Annotated in this window: 12 protein-coding genes; 2 read left to right on the forward strand and 10 right to left on the reverse strand. The window is 65.4% G+C overall.

Going from position 1 to position 15,301, the window contains the following annotated elements:
- Positions 1–52: 52 nt before the first annotated feature.
- Both WCE05_RS18275 and WCE05_RS18280 read left to right on the forward strand, forming a co-directional pair.
- A complete protein-coding gene (locus WCE05_RS18275) occupies positions 53–1,348 on the forward strand; it encodes an OprD family porin (RefSeq protein ID WP_368816274.1) in 1,296 nt (431 codons plus the stop codon).
- 3 nt (positions 1,349–1,351) lie between these two features.
- Positions 1,352–2,944, forward strand: coding sequence for an MFS transporter (locus WCE05_RS18280; RefSeq protein WP_368816265.1), 1,593 nt, complete (start codon positions 1,352–1,354; stop codon positions 2,942–2,944).
- An 88-nt stretch (positions 2,945–3,032) separates the two neighbouring features.
- Here the strand turns inward: WCE05_RS18280 and WCE05_RS18285 are convergent, their stop codons facing one another.
- From WCE05_RS18285 to WCE05_RS18330, 10 genes are all read right to left on the reverse strand, one after another.
- The gene (locus WCE05_RS18285) at positions 3,033–3,623 is read right to left on the reverse strand and encodes a hypothetical protein (protein ID WP_253080535.1); all 591 of its coding nucleotides are present in this window, start codon (positions 3,621–3,623) and stop codon (positions 3,033–3,035) included.
- 36 nt (positions 3,624–3,659) lie between these two features.
- Entirely contained in the window at positions 3,660–4,700 is a 1,041-nt protein-coding gene (locus WCE05_RS18290) for an AraC family transcriptional regulator (protein ID WP_253167736.1), read from the reverse strand.
- A gap of 86 nt (positions 4,701–4,786) precedes the next feature.
- A complete protein-coding gene (locus WCE05_RS18295) occupies positions 4,787–5,455 on the reverse strand; it encodes a DUF3313 domain-containing protein (protein WP_225787767.1) in 669 nt (222 codons plus the stop codon).
- A gap of 65 nt (positions 5,456–5,520) precedes the next feature.
- A complete protein-coding gene (locus WCE05_RS18300; protein ID WP_253090773.1) occupies positions 5,521–6,894 on the reverse strand; it encodes an OmpP1/FadL family transporter in 1,374 nt (457 codons plus the stop codon).
- 63 nt (positions 6,895–6,957) lie between these two features.
- Positions 6,958–7,752, reverse strand: a complete 795-nt coding sequence (locus WCE05_RS18305) for a hypothetical protein (RefSeq protein WP_368816266.1) — start codon at positions 7,750–7,752, stop codon at positions 6,958–6,960.
- Between the two features lie 572 nt (positions 7,753–8,324).
- Positions 8,325–9,344: an AraC family transcriptional regulator gene (locus tag WCE05_RS18310; protein ID WP_253080538.1), complete on the reverse strand. Its 1,020-nt coding sequence runs from the start codon at positions 9,342–9,344 to the stop codon at positions 8,325–8,327.
- Positions 9,345–9,541: 197 nt separating this feature from the next.
- Positions 9,542–11,641, reverse strand: coding sequence for a site-2 protease family protein (locus tag WCE05_RS18315; RefSeq protein ID WP_368816267.1), 2,100 nt, complete (start codon positions 11,639–11,641; stop codon positions 9,542–9,544).
- Complete coding sequence (locus WCE05_RS18320) at positions 11,641–12,981, reverse strand: efflux RND transporter periplasmic adaptor subunit (RefSeq protein WP_253080540.1); 1,341 nt, start codon at positions 12,979–12,981, stop codon at positions 11,641–11,643. The genes WCE05_RS18315 and WCE05_RS18320 overlap by 1 nt, the downstream gene beginning before the upstream one ends.
- 6 nt (positions 12,982–12,987) lie before the next feature.
- Positions 12,988–13,770 (reverse strand): efflux RND transporter periplasmic adaptor subunit, encoded by a 783-nt coding sequence (locus tag WCE05_RS18325; protein ID WP_368816268.1) that lies wholly within the window; start codon positions 13,768–13,770, stop codon positions 12,988–12,990.
- Complete coding sequence (locus tag WCE05_RS18330; RefSeq protein WP_368816269.1) at positions 13,754–15,292, reverse strand: TolC family protein; 1,539 nt, start codon at positions 15,290–15,292, stop codon at positions 13,754–13,756. The genes WCE05_RS18325 and WCE05_RS18330 overlap by 17 nt, the downstream gene beginning before the upstream one ends.
- Positions 15,293–15,301: the final 9 nt, after the last annotated feature.

Genomic DNA, 15,301 nt, shown 5'->3' on the forward strand with positions numbered 1-15,301 from the left:
GCCGGGTCTCCGGCCCGCGTGTTTCCCTGGAGACCCTCTGCAAATGGCAATCATGGCCCGGCGCATGGCCAGCGGCGCGCTCGTGCTCGCGAGCCTGCACGCCAGCGCAGAACCTGCCGTGCCCGGCACGGAGCAGGGCACGTGGTCGCTGCTCAGCCGGAACTTCTTTCTTCACAACGACTTCCGCCATGCCCCAGGCGCGCCCCAGGGCTACCAGCGGGAATGGGCCCAAGGCTTCATCGCAACGCTCGAGTCCGGCTTCACGCCCGGGACGGTTGGCCTGGGCATCGATGCCCATGGCTTTCTCGGGATCAAGCTCGATGGCGGGCGAGGGCATGCCGGTACCGGTCTGCTGCCTCACGACAGCGGGGGAGACAATGCCGACGACTATGCCGATGCGGGGGCTGCAGTGAAGCTGCGCGTGGGCCAGAGCCTGCTCAGCTACGGCGAGATGACGGTGCAGACCCCCGTGCTCGATACCGGCGACAAGCGCCTGCAACCGGAATATGCCACCGGCGTGCTGCTCGATAGCCAAGAACGCGAAGGCCTGCGCTTGCAGGCCGGGCGTTTTACCCGCTTCAAGCGGCAGAACGGCAGTTCGGGGCATGATGACTTCGCCGGCTACGGGGCAACGACCGAAGGGGCCGCCCTCGGTTTTGCCGGGGCCACCTTCGCGCCTGGCAACGGCCTGGGCACGGCGGTCTACCTGGCGCAACTGGACGACACCTGGCGCCAGGGCTACCTGAACCTGAATCTCGCCCAGGGCCCGTGGAGCCTGGACGGCAATCTCTACAAGACCCTCGACCAAGGCCGCGCCCGGGCCGGGGCCATCGACACCCTGGCCTACAGCCTGCAGGCCCGCTATGCCTTCAGCGGCCAGGCGCTGTCGGTGGCGTACCAGCACATCCACGGCGACACGCCGTTCGACTTCATCGGTGGCGACTCGATCTACCTGGCCAACTCGATCAAGTACGCTGACTTCAACGGCCCGCACGAGCGCTCCTGGCAACTGCGCTACGACCTCGACCTGGCGGCATTCGCCATCCCTGGGCTGACCTTCATGGCCCGTTATGTCAGCGGCCGCAACATCGACGGCAGCCACGCCCCGGCGGGCGGCGCCTACAATCCCTGGGACCGGTCGAGCGACAGCTACCAGCCTTTGCAAGGCAAGGGCGGGCGCCACTGGGAGCGCGACCTCGACCTGCGCTACACCTTCAGTGCCGGCGTGGCGAAGGACCTGTCCCTGTCCGTGTCGCACGTCAGCCACCGGGGCAACCGGGCACAGGGCGGCGATGACATCGATCGCTTGTACCTGGTTGTCGAATATCCACTCAACGGTTGGTTCTGACCCATGAACGCACCTGTCCCGAGCGCCTGGAGCCCCTTGCGCCAAACCACCTTCCGCTGGCTATGGCTGGCCAGCATCGCCTCGAACATCGGCACCTGGATGCACGAAGTCGGTGCCGGCTGGCTGATGACGTCCCTGTCCGCCAACCCGCTGCATGTCGCCCTGGTCCAGGTCGCCGGCGCCTTGCCGATGTTCTTCCTGGCATTGCCGGCTGGCGCGTTGGCCGACATCGTCGACAAACGCAGGTATCTGTTGGGGGTGCAGCTGTGGATGGCGACCATCGCCGTGCTGCTGGCGGGGTTGAGCCTGTCGGGGTTGATCGGGGTCTGGCTGCTGCTGACGCTGACCCTGTGCATGGGCATCGGCACGGCGCTGATGATGCCCGCCTGGAGCGCGACGACGCCTGAGTTGGTGGACAAGGCCGACCTGCCGGCGGCCGTCGCGCTCTCCAGCGTGGGCGTCAACCTGGCACGAGCCATCGGCCCTGCCATCGCCGGCGCCTTGGTCAGCCTGGTTGGCCCTTGGCTGACCTTCGCACTCAATGGCGTGTCGTTCTTCGCGGTGATCCTGGTGTTGCTGACCTGGAAGCGCGAGCCGTCGCCCAGCGTCCTGCCGGCCGAACGGTTGTTCGGCGCGCTGCGCGCCGGCTGGCGTTACAGCCGCAGTTCGCGCCCGCTGCAGGCGGTCCTGGTACGGGCGTTCGCCTTCTTCGTCGGGGCCAGCGCCGGTACCTCGTTGTTGCCGCTGGTGGTGCGCACGCAGATGCAAGGCGATGCCACCGTGTTCGGCCTGCTGCTGGCCAGTGTCGGTGTCGGCGCCGTGCTGGGCGCGATGAAACTGCCCGACTTGCGCGCTCGTCTGGGCACCGAACGCCTGGTCATGCTGGCCACTGTGCTCTACGTCCTGGTGCTGCTGGCGCTGGCGACCTTCCGCAGCCTGTACGTGCTGGTGCCGGTGATGTTCCTCAGCGGCGTGGCGTGGATCGCCGTGTTGTCCAGCTTCCAGGTCGCGGCCCAGACCTCGGTGCCGGCCTGGGTACGTGCGCGGGGCCTGGCCGTGTACATCCTGGTGTTCTTCGGCAGCATGGCCGCCGGCGGCACGCTCTGGGGCGTCGTTGCCAGCCACGCGGGGATTTCCCTGGCACTGGTGGTCGCCGGTGGCGTCCTGCTGCTCGGGTTGCTGGCCAACCTCCGTTACCGGCTGCCGAGCACCGAGGCCGATGACGTGGCGCCTTCGCTGCACTGGCCCGCGCCGATCCTTGCGCAAGGGATGGACCAGGAGCGTGGCCCGGTCATGGTCACCCTCGACTATGACATCGACCCCGACCACGCGGCCGCCTTCCAGGCTGCGATGCAGGAGGTGCGCGGCATGCGCAAACGCAATGGCGCGGTGTCCTGGGGGCTGGTCCAGGACAGCGAGAACCCGCGCCATTGGCTGGAGTTCTTCGTCGACGAGTCCTGGCTCGAACACCTTCGGCATCACCAGCGGGTGACCCGCGCGGAGCTGAAGATCGAGGCGGCTGCCCGGCGGTTCCAGGCTACCGGGGTCGAGGTGCGGATCCGGCATTTCATCCATGGGGCGGGGAAGGGGGATTGAGTGGGGCGCGAGCGGATCGTCTTTACGATGGGCGGCGCCTGATAGATCCTGAGGCTGCGCGGCAGCCATGGATGGCCGTTGAAATGGCCTATTCCTTCAGAACACCTGCCGACAGTTCCAGTGCCCCGCGCCCCCCTCGGCGCAGGCACGCAAGCAACCCAAGCCAGGGGATATCGGTGATCTGTACCAGCGCCTTGGGCATCACACGCACTTCGCCTGCCGTGCCCCCGGCAGGCCCACCGTCCGGCAGGTACACCAGCAGCCACTCGTCGAGGGCTTCGAGCACCAGGCAGAAACGGTAGCCATCGTTTTCCGCAAGCAACCCGACCTTCGCCCCGTCGATGTTCTCCATGCCAGTGAGGCGGGCCGTTGCATCCTTGAGCAACTGGTAGCCAGGCAGGTTACCCAGGACGCGGTTTTCCAGCCCTTGCAGGACCCTGGCGGCAAATGCGGTGCGCGCCAGCAGCCCGGCAACGAAGCACAGGCAGCCCAGGGCGATGACAGCGACGATCGAAACCGCGGTGACGCCCGCGATGCTGAAGCCGGCGAAGAACGGCAGCACCTTCTGCAAGGGCGCGCTCAGCAAATGGATCGCCTTCTCGATCAGCACCACCACCAGCACCAGGGGGAGGATGAACAGTACGCCGCCCGCTATCGTGGTCTTGACGAATTGGAACATGGTGGCCTCCAGGGCAGGGTCCAGGGGGAAGCGGTATCAGTCTTCAGGCGCCTTTTCGTCGCCCACGAGCCTGGCGATCAGCGGGTCGCCATATTCCTTGCGATGTTCCGAAGGGGTCATGTCGAACCAGCGTTGATGGGCACGGCAGAACGAGGTGGTGCGCCGATAGCCCAGCTCGCTGGCGATCTGGCCGACGCTCAGGCTGGTCGTGCGCAGCATGTGCTCGGCCTGGCGGCGGCGGATACGGTCCAGGTGCGCCTCGAAGTCCACGCCATCGCGGGCCAGCCGTCGCTGGAGCGTGCGCGGGTGCAGGTCGAGCGCTTGCGCCACCTGCTCCAAGGTGCAGCGGTGGCTGGGCAACATTGTCTGGATCCGGCGCTCGACCTGTGCGCACAGGTCGTCGGCCTGGCTGTCGTGGGTCTCGAGGTAGAAGCGCACGATCGAATGCAGCACCGCGTCATGGCGTATGCACGGCTCACGCAGGATTTCCGGGGGCAAGAACAGGCAGTTGTGCTCCTGTTGGAACATCACCGGGCAGTCGAAGTAACGCTGGTAGCCGTCTGGTTCGCCCAGCGGCGCATGCCGGAAGGTCACCGCTCGCGGGCGGAACACCGTGCCGTGCAGCTCGCCGACCAGCAGCCGCGCCGCCAGCACCGATTTTTCGACGATCTGCGGCGTCTCTTCGGAGCCGGGCAGGGAGTTGTGGAAATACAGCAGGGCCTGGCCTGGGCGATGCTCGAGCCGATAGTGGATCGATGGGCTGTAGTTGCGCATGTAGCGGATCACGGCGACCAGGGCCTGGCCGATGGTAGGTGCCGAAGTGGCCAGGTGGCGGAGCGGCCCCATGAGCGTGGAGCCCTGGCGCTTGCCGAGCTCCAGGCCGAACTGGGGCAGGCTCAAGGCATTTGCGCTGCCTTCGAAGAGCTGCACCAGGTTTTTGTAGGGCAGGGTTTTCTCGTAGCTCCCGACGACGTCGAGGTCGATGCGCAGCGGACGCAGGAAGTCACGCTGCGACCTGCCGTATTCAGCCAGGAGTTCGCCAAATTGAAGCAGTGCGGTACCGCGGATGCTGTCCATGATTCATCACGCCTGAGTTGTCATTCCCTGGAGGAAGGCGAGGTGCCGGCCCGCTGCGACCACCGGCGCGCAGCGGGCTGCACAGTTTATTTCTTCAGGGCCTGGAAGGACTTGACCATGTCCTGTGCCCAGCCATCGAGCACGGCCCGTGCATCCTTGGCCTGCATGACCTGGGACGAGTTATCCAGGTCGGCCCCGGCGCCTTTGCGCACGACCTCGGCAACCACCTCGTTGGTGTTGCCGTCGAGGAACGCCGCCTCGGTGGCGATGCTGGTGTCCTGGTCACGAATGCCCGTCGCCGTGCTGATGCCCGCCGCCACCAGGGCGATCGGGATGACCTCGTAAGGACGCAGCCCTTTGGTGGAGGCACTGACCCCGGTGATCGCCGGGCGTACGACCAGCACGCCGTGACCCGGGCTCTGCGCCAGGGGCAGGACCTTGGAGAACTGGGTCTTCAGCGCCTGGTCGTAGTACTGGGTGATGCCCTGCAAGGTCGATTGCGGTATTTTCTCGGTCGGTTGTGGCCTCGGATAGAGCTGGCTGGGTTCGATGTAGATGCTGGTATAGCTGTTCACATCGACGCCTGGCTTGATCCAGCGCATGACCGGGGCGCCACTGGGCGATTTCTCTTCCTTCAGGATGCTGTAGTCCTTGAGGAAGCCAGAGTATTGATCGGGCTCCACGTACTTACTCGCGCAACCGGAAAGCAGTAACGAGGAAAGGCACAGGGTTGAAGCGATCGACTTGAGTTTCATGGGGTTTCTCCTGATGACAGTCAGCATTCTCTGCAGCCATGCGTAGTGCGTGTTGGGTCTCGCTCTCAAAAGCGCCAGGTCGCTCCACCTCCGATGATGTGCAAGGCACTGTTGTCGTAGCTGCCTGACAGCGTGTTGCCCGAGCGTGCCTTGGTTTGCTCCACGTCCATGTCGCCCAGCCAGATCAGGGTATAGGCCAGGTGCAGGTCGAGGCCTTCGTCGACCTGGTAGTTGATGCCGGTCGCCAGGCGCCAGGCCTCGCCCATGGGGTTGTCGACCGTGCGGTCGTCATCGTCCACCGCGGAGCTGTCGTACCCCAGCCCCAGGCTCCAGCGAACCCGGGGCGTGGCCTGGTACATGGCACCGATCGAGGCATGCCAGGTGTCCTTGTACTTGCGATCGACCGTACGGCTGACGCCACCGCCGTTGGCGTCCACGTCGACCCCGACATCGCCGAAGTCGCTCCAGTCCTGCCAGCCGAGGCTGCCGAGCAGTTTCCATTGCTCGTCGAGGTCGTGCGCCACGCTGAAGGTCACGGTCTGCGGCACGTTGAGGTCCAGCTCCAGGGAGTCGAGGCGACGCAAGCCGGCATTGAGGAGCGGGTTGCTGATGTTGCGCACATGAGGGCTGTCCTCGAACTCCAGCTTGATCTTGCTGGTGTAGGCCAGGCCCACGGTCGTGCGCGGGGACAGTTGGTAGAGCACGCCGAGGTTGACGCCGGTACCGACGTCGGTGTCCTGGTATTCCAGCTGGCCGTCCGGGCGGTTCCGCAGGCCCAGCAGGTTGTTGTTGATCGCCATTTCGGTGCGGTAGTAGCCATACATGATGCGTGGACCGATACCGACGGAAAGCTCGTCGGTGAACTTGTACGCCAGGGTCGGCTGGAACGAGACACCGATGACCGCAGCCTCCTGGGTGAAGTAGCGACCGGCCCAGTCATCATCGTAGTCCAGTGCCAGGCCGAAGTTCCCGTACATGCCGAAGCCGATCGCCGCCCGGTCGTCGAGCTGATGGCTGATGAACAGGCTTGCGCCGGGCAGGTACTCCAGGCCATTGCCCCCTTCGTTGCCCTCGAACTGATTGTCGCCACCGCGCGAGAAGCGCAGGTCGCCGAGGATCACCTGGGCGTTGGCACTGACCTGGGTGCCTTGCAGCTGGGTGATGCCTGCCGGGTTGTTCATCAATACGCTGGGATCGGTGGCCAGTGCGGCGGATCCGGCATTGGCCAGGCCGTTCCCTTCCTGCCCGGTTTCATAGATGAAGATGCCACCGGCGGACGCGTGGCTGGCGGTGAGCAGGAGTGCGCAGGCCAGTGCCCGGCGCAAGGCCGGGCAGGGCGATAGGGGGCCGGGAACCGGCGTGCAAGCAGCGTCCAGCGACGTGTCGTCCTTCGCGCTGTTGGCTACAGGTGCCCTGTGGGCTCGGTGCTTGTTCGTCATGTCGTTTCAGTGCTCTTGTCCGTAGTGAAATGACAGGGTCTCGTTGGGCAATGGCAGAAGAAATCAATCGAGAATCTGCAGGTTCAGGCCAAGGAATATCTGCCATCGTGGTTGCCCGGGGCCGTCATCGGCCACTGAAAACTGAGGTTCGATAAAGAAGTTGTAGACGGTCTTGTCTTTCTTGATGACCTGGCCAATGCCGATGCCCAGGGGAACGCTGTAGGCGTCGTTCTCGAAGTTGTACGACCAGATGGGTGTGGAACGCAGGTAGGTGCCCTTGCCCAACTGATAGAACGCAAAGGGCTGGAACGCTGCGGCATTGACGTCTTCACGGTTGTCATTGCCGGCGAAGCTGTGTTGCCAGGACAGCAGGTAGCCATACTGGAAAACCGGGGAACTGGCATTGAACAAGACGTTGACCAGGCCGCCCGACCATCGCTCGCTGCCCAACTCGTCCTTGCTGGCCGTGGGCGCCGTGACCTGTGGCCCGACACCGAAGCTGACGGCAGGATTACCGACATCCAGCAGATAGGCGGCGAACACGTTCAGGTCGCCGATGCCGGTTTCCTTGTGCCCGTTGGGCGGGGTTGGAAAGGTATTGACCGGCAGCGAGGCGCGCAGCAGCCATTTGCTATCGCCAAGGTCGAATGGCTTGGCAAAGCGAAACCAGGCCTGGTTGGCCGTTTCGTCCGACTCGCTCAGGTCCCCGATGTAGTAGTTCTGGATATTGAAGGCCGTCATGTTCGCCAATGGGTTGTTGGCCTGGGCAGCGCCGTCGCCCCCTTCGGCCGCATTCACGGCGCTGGCGGCAAGCAGTATCGAGCAATAGCCGCTCCAGCACGCTGCATTTCTGGACATGAACACCTCCCTGTCTTCCCATGGCCCTGCCAAGCCTAGTCGGGCACTTGAAAAAGGAGGCAGGGCATCGGCGGACGCCGCTGCCCTGCCTTGACGCCGGACTGCGTCAATGGAGCAATCAGGGCATTACACCGGGGAACCAGAATTCGAAGTTGTCCATGTCGTTCATCAACTCATCGAGTTTGCCTTGCGCACCCTCGATCCCAGGCAATAGTGTTCTTGTCTATTCAACGGTGTAGCGAGGGCGATCATGACAAGCTCCTTTTGCTAGGGGGCGCTCTACCGTTGTCGGTAATTGCCAGCGGTATGTTTCGTACTGCTGGGCAAGGGTAGCTGCATTTCCTGGCGTCCATGCAGGCCAGGGTTGTCTTTTCGCGACAGGGTCGGCGGAAGGCAAAAACGTTCAAAAAGATGAGTACGGACCATCACCTTTGGACGACAGGTCTTGCCACACCCCATTCGATGTAAAAACCAGCAAATACTCGGCAGACCACGTGGCGGGATGAATGGCACACGCCTGCCCATGGCGAAGTAGGTGTGTCGCAAGATGCACATGGGGGCACGCTGTTTTATCAGTGACCGACCGCCGCTTCTTTATCCTGGAGTTGCGACTGGCGATGTTCCAATGGCGTACAACCGTACCAACGCGCATGGGCCCGGCAGAATGAAGCGGTACGTCGATAGCCAAGTTCCTGGGCGATCTGCGTAACGCTCAACGCGGTGTTTTGCAACAAGGACCTGGCCTGTCGGCACCGCGTCTGCTCCACCAGGTACTCGAACTCGACCCCTTCGTTCGCCAGGCGTCGCTGCAGGGTCCTGGCATGCAGGCCGAGCATCTGCGCGACTTGCTCGAGGCTGCAGCGTTGCCTGGGCAGCAGTATCTGGATCTGCTGGCCGACCTTGGCCTGCAGGTCGTCTTCACCCATGCAGTGTGCCTCGAGATAGAACCGCAGGATGTCATGCAGCACGGGGTCGTACTGACTGCAAGGCTGTTGCAAGTCCTCCGGGGCCAGGGCCAGCGCGTTGTGCGCCTGGCGAAACAGCACCGGGCAGTCGAAATAACGCTGGTAGACCGCCCGCGTGGCCTGGGGTGGATGCCGAAAGAGCACGTTCTTGGGCTTGAACACAGTGCCAAGCAGTTCGCTGACCAGCAGGCTGCCGTGCAGTATCGACTTTTCGACGATCTGTGGCGTCTCCGCGCCGCACGGCAGGGCATTGTCAAAATACAGCAGGGCCTGGCCGGGCCGTCGCTCCAGGCTGTAGTGAATCGCTGGACTGTAGACGCGCATGTAGCGCAGGACAGCGACCAGCGCATCGCCCACGGTCGCCGCCGAACGGGCCAGGTGCTGCAACGGCCCGAGCAGCGAGGAGCCTTGGCGTGTCGCCAACTCCAGGCCGAACTCGGGCATCTGCAGGGCCTGAGCGCTGTCCTCGAAGATGCGCACCAGGCTCTTGTAGGAGAACTGCTTTTCGTAGTTGCCGACCACATCCAGGGGGACCTGGTGGGGCACCAGGAAGTCGCGCATCGAGGCGCCATGGCTGGCGAGCAACTCGCCGAACTGCAGGAATGCGGTACCGCGAATGCTGTCCATATCTTCGTCTTGTCTTTATATGACAGGGGTTCGAACGCAGCGCCTTGAGTATGGTCGCGGATACGCAGGCCTGCGGGAGGAACCGACGATCGTGCATTTGATCCGGCGCGGCGCGCCATTAAAGGCCAGGTCGTCGGCTAGCCACCAGCAGTGCGTGGAGCATTTGCGACAGGTGTCTCAGTGCACCAAGCAAAGGCTCAGAAACCACTTTCACGCATGAAGACCGCCGCCAGGTGCATCAGGCCATTGGCCAGCAGGCTGCGGCGCTGGCCTTCGATCTGCAGGTGGCCACGGGTCTCGTGGAGGGTGGGTGGCGGCGCATCGAGCTGGACCAGCAAGTGGAACAGCGGTGCGGCAGGTACCAGCGCATCGCCCTGGCCAACCACCTCCAGCGGCCCGCCGTGACGGGACGCCAGTGCCGACTGGGCCAGTTGGCTGATGCGCGTCGTGCCAATCTGCAGGACCCGGCCGCTGATGGCCTGGGGCACGCCTTCCGGATAGAACCGCACCGGGCTGCCCTCTTGCAGCCGTTGCAGGTCGTCCGGCCCGACATAGGCGTCCACCTGCCAACTGCGCGGGTCGATGAGCACTCCCAGCGCTTCACGGGTGCCGATCCACTGGCCGCTGTGCCAGTCGGGGTTGAGGTCCAGCCATCGCCCGGTGAACGGCGCTTTCAGGTTCAGGCGGGCGATCTCCGAGCGTGCGGCGCGCACCTCCTGGTACTGCACGCCGTAGCGCTGGCGGGTGGCGGCGGCCTCGGCGAGCCCGGCCGGGTCCGCGAGCAAGCCGGCCAGGCGCGCGCTGTAGCCGCGCATGCCAGCTTCGTTGCCGACCAGGCGGGTGGTGATGTCGGGCTGGCTCAGCACCACCAGGGTTTGCCCGGCTTGCACCGCTCCCGCCTCGCGCATCTCCTGCAGCATGGCCGGGAAGGGGGCGTACAGGCGAAGCTGATGCTCGGCGCGGGCCAGGCCCACGGCATGGATCTGGCTGCGCCAGGGCACGGCGACCAGCAGCAGGATCATGCCAAGCGCGCCCCAGAGCAGGTGCCGGCGGCTGGGACGCACGTCCTTGCGGTGTTGCCACCAGTGTTTGAGTTCGCGCCAGATCGGCTGCAGGATGAACCAGGCGATTTCCACGGCGAAAAGAAAGATCCCGAGCAGTTTGAAGAAGAACAGGTACACCGTGACCGCGATGCCGAGGAACAGCACCAGCCGGTATACCCAGGTCAACAGGGCAAAGGTCACCAGCAGCCTGCGGCGAGCGGCCGGAAACGGCTCCGGCCAGGGCTCGTCCAGGCCCAGCAAAGTGCGCCGCAGCGTCACCTTGGCCACGGCCGTGGCGCGTTCGTGCAGGTTGGGGAAGTCCAGCAGGTCCGAAAGAATGAAATAACCATCGAAACGCATGAACGGGCTGGCATTGAGCGCCAGGGACAGCGCCCAACTGGTGGTGGCCAGGTAGAGCAGGGCATTGCGCAGCGGGCCAGGGTCGCACAGCGCCCAACCCAGGGTGGCCAGACCCGCCAGGCCCAGCTCGGTGAGAATGCCTGCGCTGGAGATCGCCAGGCGCTGCCGGGGGCTGCGCAGCTTCCAGCTCTCGCCGGTATCGGTGTAGAGCATCGGCCACATCACCACGAAGGCGATGCCCATGTGCGCCACCTTCAGCCCCAGGCGCGTGGCGACCAGGGCGTGCCCGAGCTCATGGAGAGTCTTGGCCACGACCAGGGCCAGGGCGAAGCTGAGCAGCCCCTCGGTGGAAAACGACTCCACCACGTCATGACGGAAGGTATCCCATTGGTGCGCCACCAGGACGATCCCCAGCAGGCCCAGGCTCACCACCAGCAAGCCCGTGACGGGATGGAACAGCCAGCCCAGGCCCTGCGCCAGGCGCCGCAGGTGGCGCTGCGGGTGCATCAGGGGAATGCGAAAGAACAGGTAGTGGTGCAACCACCACTTCCAGGTCAGCCATTGGCGGCCTTCGCTGGCCTGGCGCAGGCGCTCCAGCGCCTGCGCGCCGGGGCGTACCAGTTGGTGGCGCTCGAGAAAGGCACGAAAACCCAGCACCTGTTCCGGATCGGGCTTGAGCGCGGTCTGCTCGGCGATCTGCTCGGCGATGCGCCGTGGTGTCTGTTCCCAGCGCAACAGGCATTCGAACTCCAGCCAGCCGATGCGGAAGAAGCGGTTGGTGACGCTGTCGTGAAGCACCCAGACCGGTTCGCCTTCGCTGTTGCAGTGGGTCTGGGCGATGTCGAGGTCGTCGCGCAGCGGTGGCGTGGGCAGGTCTTCGGCGTTCGTGTTCATCACCAACCGGTCCAGGCGCGGGCGGCGGCCAGGGGCCGGCGCAACAGGTAGTAACCCAGGGGCACGCGCTCGCCGTACAGCTTGGCCGTGCCATGCAGACCCAGGCGTGCATGGGCTGGCGTACCCTCGACGCTGGCCAGCAGGCGGTAGGAGGCGACGCCATCGTCGCCCGGGCGCGCCTCGTAGCTAGTCTCCAGGATAGCGCCATGCAACGGCGAAAGTGGGTAGGCGGTGAGGAACAGGGTCACGGGGGCACCGCTGTCCAGGGCAATCGCATCGGCCACCGGCAGGTGGATACGCAAGCCCGGCTGGCGTGGGTCGGCGACCTGGAGAATGCGTTCGCCGATGACCACCGGTTTGCCCAGCCAATCATTGGGGTCGCTGTACACGGCGACCCCGGCGCGCGGCGAGAGTACCGTCGTGCGCGCCAGTTGTGCCTGCACGGCGGCCAGTTCGGCACGGCGTTGCCGCAGCGTGCCGGTGAGGACTGCCAGCTCACCCTTGCTTTGCGGGTTGTCGAAGGCGCGCTGGTTGGCCGCCAGCAGTTCGGCGTCGGCCACCGCGACCTCCTTGGCCAGCACCTCGGCGCGGCTGCGCAAGGTGGTTTCGTCGAGCGCGAACAGCGGCGTGCCGACCTCGACCGGCTGGTTCGGCCGCACCAGCATGCGGGCAATGACCCCGTCGATCGGCGAGCTGATCACCTGGGCATTGCGCGATACCACTTCGGCCGGGGCCAGGGCGGTTTGCCGTACCGGTACCAGCAACAAGGCGGCCAGCACGCCCAGCCCGACCAGCGCTTGGCGTCGGCTCGGGCGCCAGAAGCGCAGCGGCCGGGGCTTGCCGAAGGCCGCCCAGCAGTGCGCCCAGGTCTGGAACACGCCCTGCAACAGGTTCACCAGCGAGGGCGCCGGCGCTTCGTCGAGCAAGAACAGCAGCAGCCCCAGGCGCTGGCCATGGCGGTCCTGCAGCGGGATGCACCACAACCCGCTGGGCCACCATTCGGCCCAGCCATCGGCGATGTCCTCAGGCAGCGCCAGGCCCTCGCGCGGCAGCCAGGTCGGTGTCGGCTCGCTCAGCCGCTGGTTGAGCCAGTGGCTCGCACGACGTAGCCAGACCAGGTAGGGCGAGTCCTCGGTGGGGCGCGCCAGGCCGGAAATGCACAACAACTCCAGGTGCCCACCATGCTGGGCAAGGACCAGGGCCTGGCGAAAACGCAGCAGGGCATAGAGATCGTTGGCCATGGAGAAGGCCAGGGCATTGACGCTTTCGGCGGCCAGCGCACGGTCCCGCAGGCTGGCCAGGCTCAGCAGCAGTTGCGGCGGCGGCAGTATTTCACTCATGGCGGCCTACTCGTGTGCTGCGGGAAAGCGTGCGATCCCGCTCATGCCCGCGATCAGCTCCGGGTAGGCCGCGTCGAGGCGGGCCTCCAGCTCGACGGTCTGGGCCACGGCATCGACCCGTGCGTTGATCGCGCTGACCTTGGCCGGATAGCGCTTGCCGGTCTCGTGGATCTGCACCTCCAGGGGCATGTCGGCCTCGAGCTGGGGGAGCAGGGTGGAGGGTACGTTCAGGCGCACCTTGAGTGCGCTGTCGCTGACCAGGTCGAACAGCGGCGCGCCGGCCTGCACGGTCTGGTAGGGCTTGACGTAGACCTTGACCACGCGGCCGCCGAACGGGGCCTGCACCTGGCAATAGCCGGCCTGGGCCTTGGCCAGCGTCAGGGCGCCTTCGGCCTTGCTCACCTCGGTGTTGGCCATGGCCACCTCCAGGTCGCCGGCGGCATCGAGCTTGCGCAGGTTGCGCTTGGCGGCGAGGTTCTGTCGGGCCATGTTCAGCTCGGCGCCGGCCACCTTGGCCCGGGCCTGTACTTCGACGCATTGCAGCTGGGCCAGGGTGGCGTTCTTGTCGACGTGCTGGCCCAGGCTGGCCTTGAGCTCGCCCAGGGTGCCGTTCATCTGGCTGGACAAGGTGGTCTCCAGGTCCGAGGCCAGCAGCACACGAATGGCGTTGGCATCGTCCTCGGCCAGCAGCGGACGGGTATCGCCCGGCTCGCTGGCGAACGCCGACGGCACGCAGACCAGGCACAACAGCAACAGGGCCGACGACAGGGGTTTATGGCTTGGCGACATTGACGTTTCCTTGGTTGCTGGCGGTGAGCAGGTGGCTGCTGGTCTGTTGTTCCAGGGTGCGCTGGATCTGCTGGGCCAGTGTCTTGATGTCGTGGTCCTCCACCTTGTCTGGCAGTACGGCGAAGCCGACCGAGTTGTACAGCCGGCCCCAGGCGGCCTGGGCATCGGAATAGGCGGCCTCGCGCTGGTAGCGCGAGAGCAGGTAGCGGCCCTCGGCACGGATCAGCTCGAGCTCGGTGCCCAGGGCCGCGCTGCGGGCTTTCTGTGCATAGTCGAGCAGGCTCTTGTCGACCCGCAGGCTGTCATCGGCGAATTGCACCTCCTGGCTGGCCAGTTGATAGCGCAGCAGGCCAACCCGCACCTGGGTGAGGATCGCCATGGACAGTGCGGTGCGGCGCATGTCGTCGGTCTTGGCCTGACTCTCCTCGGCGGTCTTGAGCGCCGGGTACTGCAGCAGGCGCAGCAGGTTCACCGAGACCTGCAGGCCGGTGTCGTTCCAGTGGTTGTTGTACAGGTACTTGTTGGAGTCGTAGGTGTAGCTGTAGTTGACGCTGACGTTGGGCCACAGCTGGGCCTTGGCGATTTTCAGGTCGTTTTGGTCGACCCGCTTGCGGTACCACTCCTCCATGATTTCCGGGCGGTTGCGCAAGGACATCTGCTCCAGTGCATCGACGCTCTGGGTCACCTGGGGCAGCGGTGCCTCGAGGGTATCGGCCAGTTCCATCCGCGAATTGGGCGGCAACGACATCAAGGCCGCCAGTTCGGCACGGGCGAACTCCAGGTCCTGGCGGCGCACGGTGAGCATGTACACCGAGTCGAGCAGGGCACGCTGGTAGGCGAGGATGTCCTGGCGTGGTAGCAAGCCCTTGCTCTCGGCCTCGCGGGCGGCGGTCAGGGCGCGGTGGGTGCGCATCAGCAGGCTGTCCACCTCCGGCAGCAGGCGCTGGGCGCCGAGGGCGCGCCAGTAGGCATTGCGCACGTCCTGCAGGACGTTCTGGGCCACCCGCTCGCGGCGTTCCTCGGCCATGAGGATCTGGTCGGCCTTCTGCTGCGTACGGTAGTAGGCCACGCCGAAGTCCAGCAGGCTCCAGCTCAGCCCGAGGCTGTCGATGGTGCGGTAGCGTTCCTCGGAGGTGGACGGGCGCAAGCTGACCTCGCGATCCTGGATGCCGATGGAAGTGCCGCCGGAGTCGTTGTTGCGTCCGGCGTAGCCGGCCGAGGCCACCAGCCGCGGCAGCATCTCGTGGGCGGTGACGTCGCGCAGGTCCGAGGCCAAGGCGCTCTCCAGCAGCTTCAGGCGGTAGTCGAGGTTGTACTTCAGGGCCCTGGCGGCGGCCTCGTAGAAGGTGATCGGCGTGGTGACCGGCTCCTGCTCCTGGTACATGCGTGCCTGGTCGTCGATGACCCGCTGGCGCATGTGCTGTTCATCGTAGGGCTCGGCTTCCTTCAGGGCCGAACAGGCGCCCAGCAGCAGGCTGGCGGTGATGAGTGCACTCAAGGCATTGACACGATATCCAGGCATAGACGGTCC

Source organism: Pseudomonas sp. I2 (assembly GCF_040984075.1).
GTDB classification, from domain to species: Bacteria; Pseudomonadota; Gammaproteobacteria; order Pseudomonadales; family Pseudomonadaceae; genus Aquipseudomonas; species Aquipseudomonas guariconensis_B.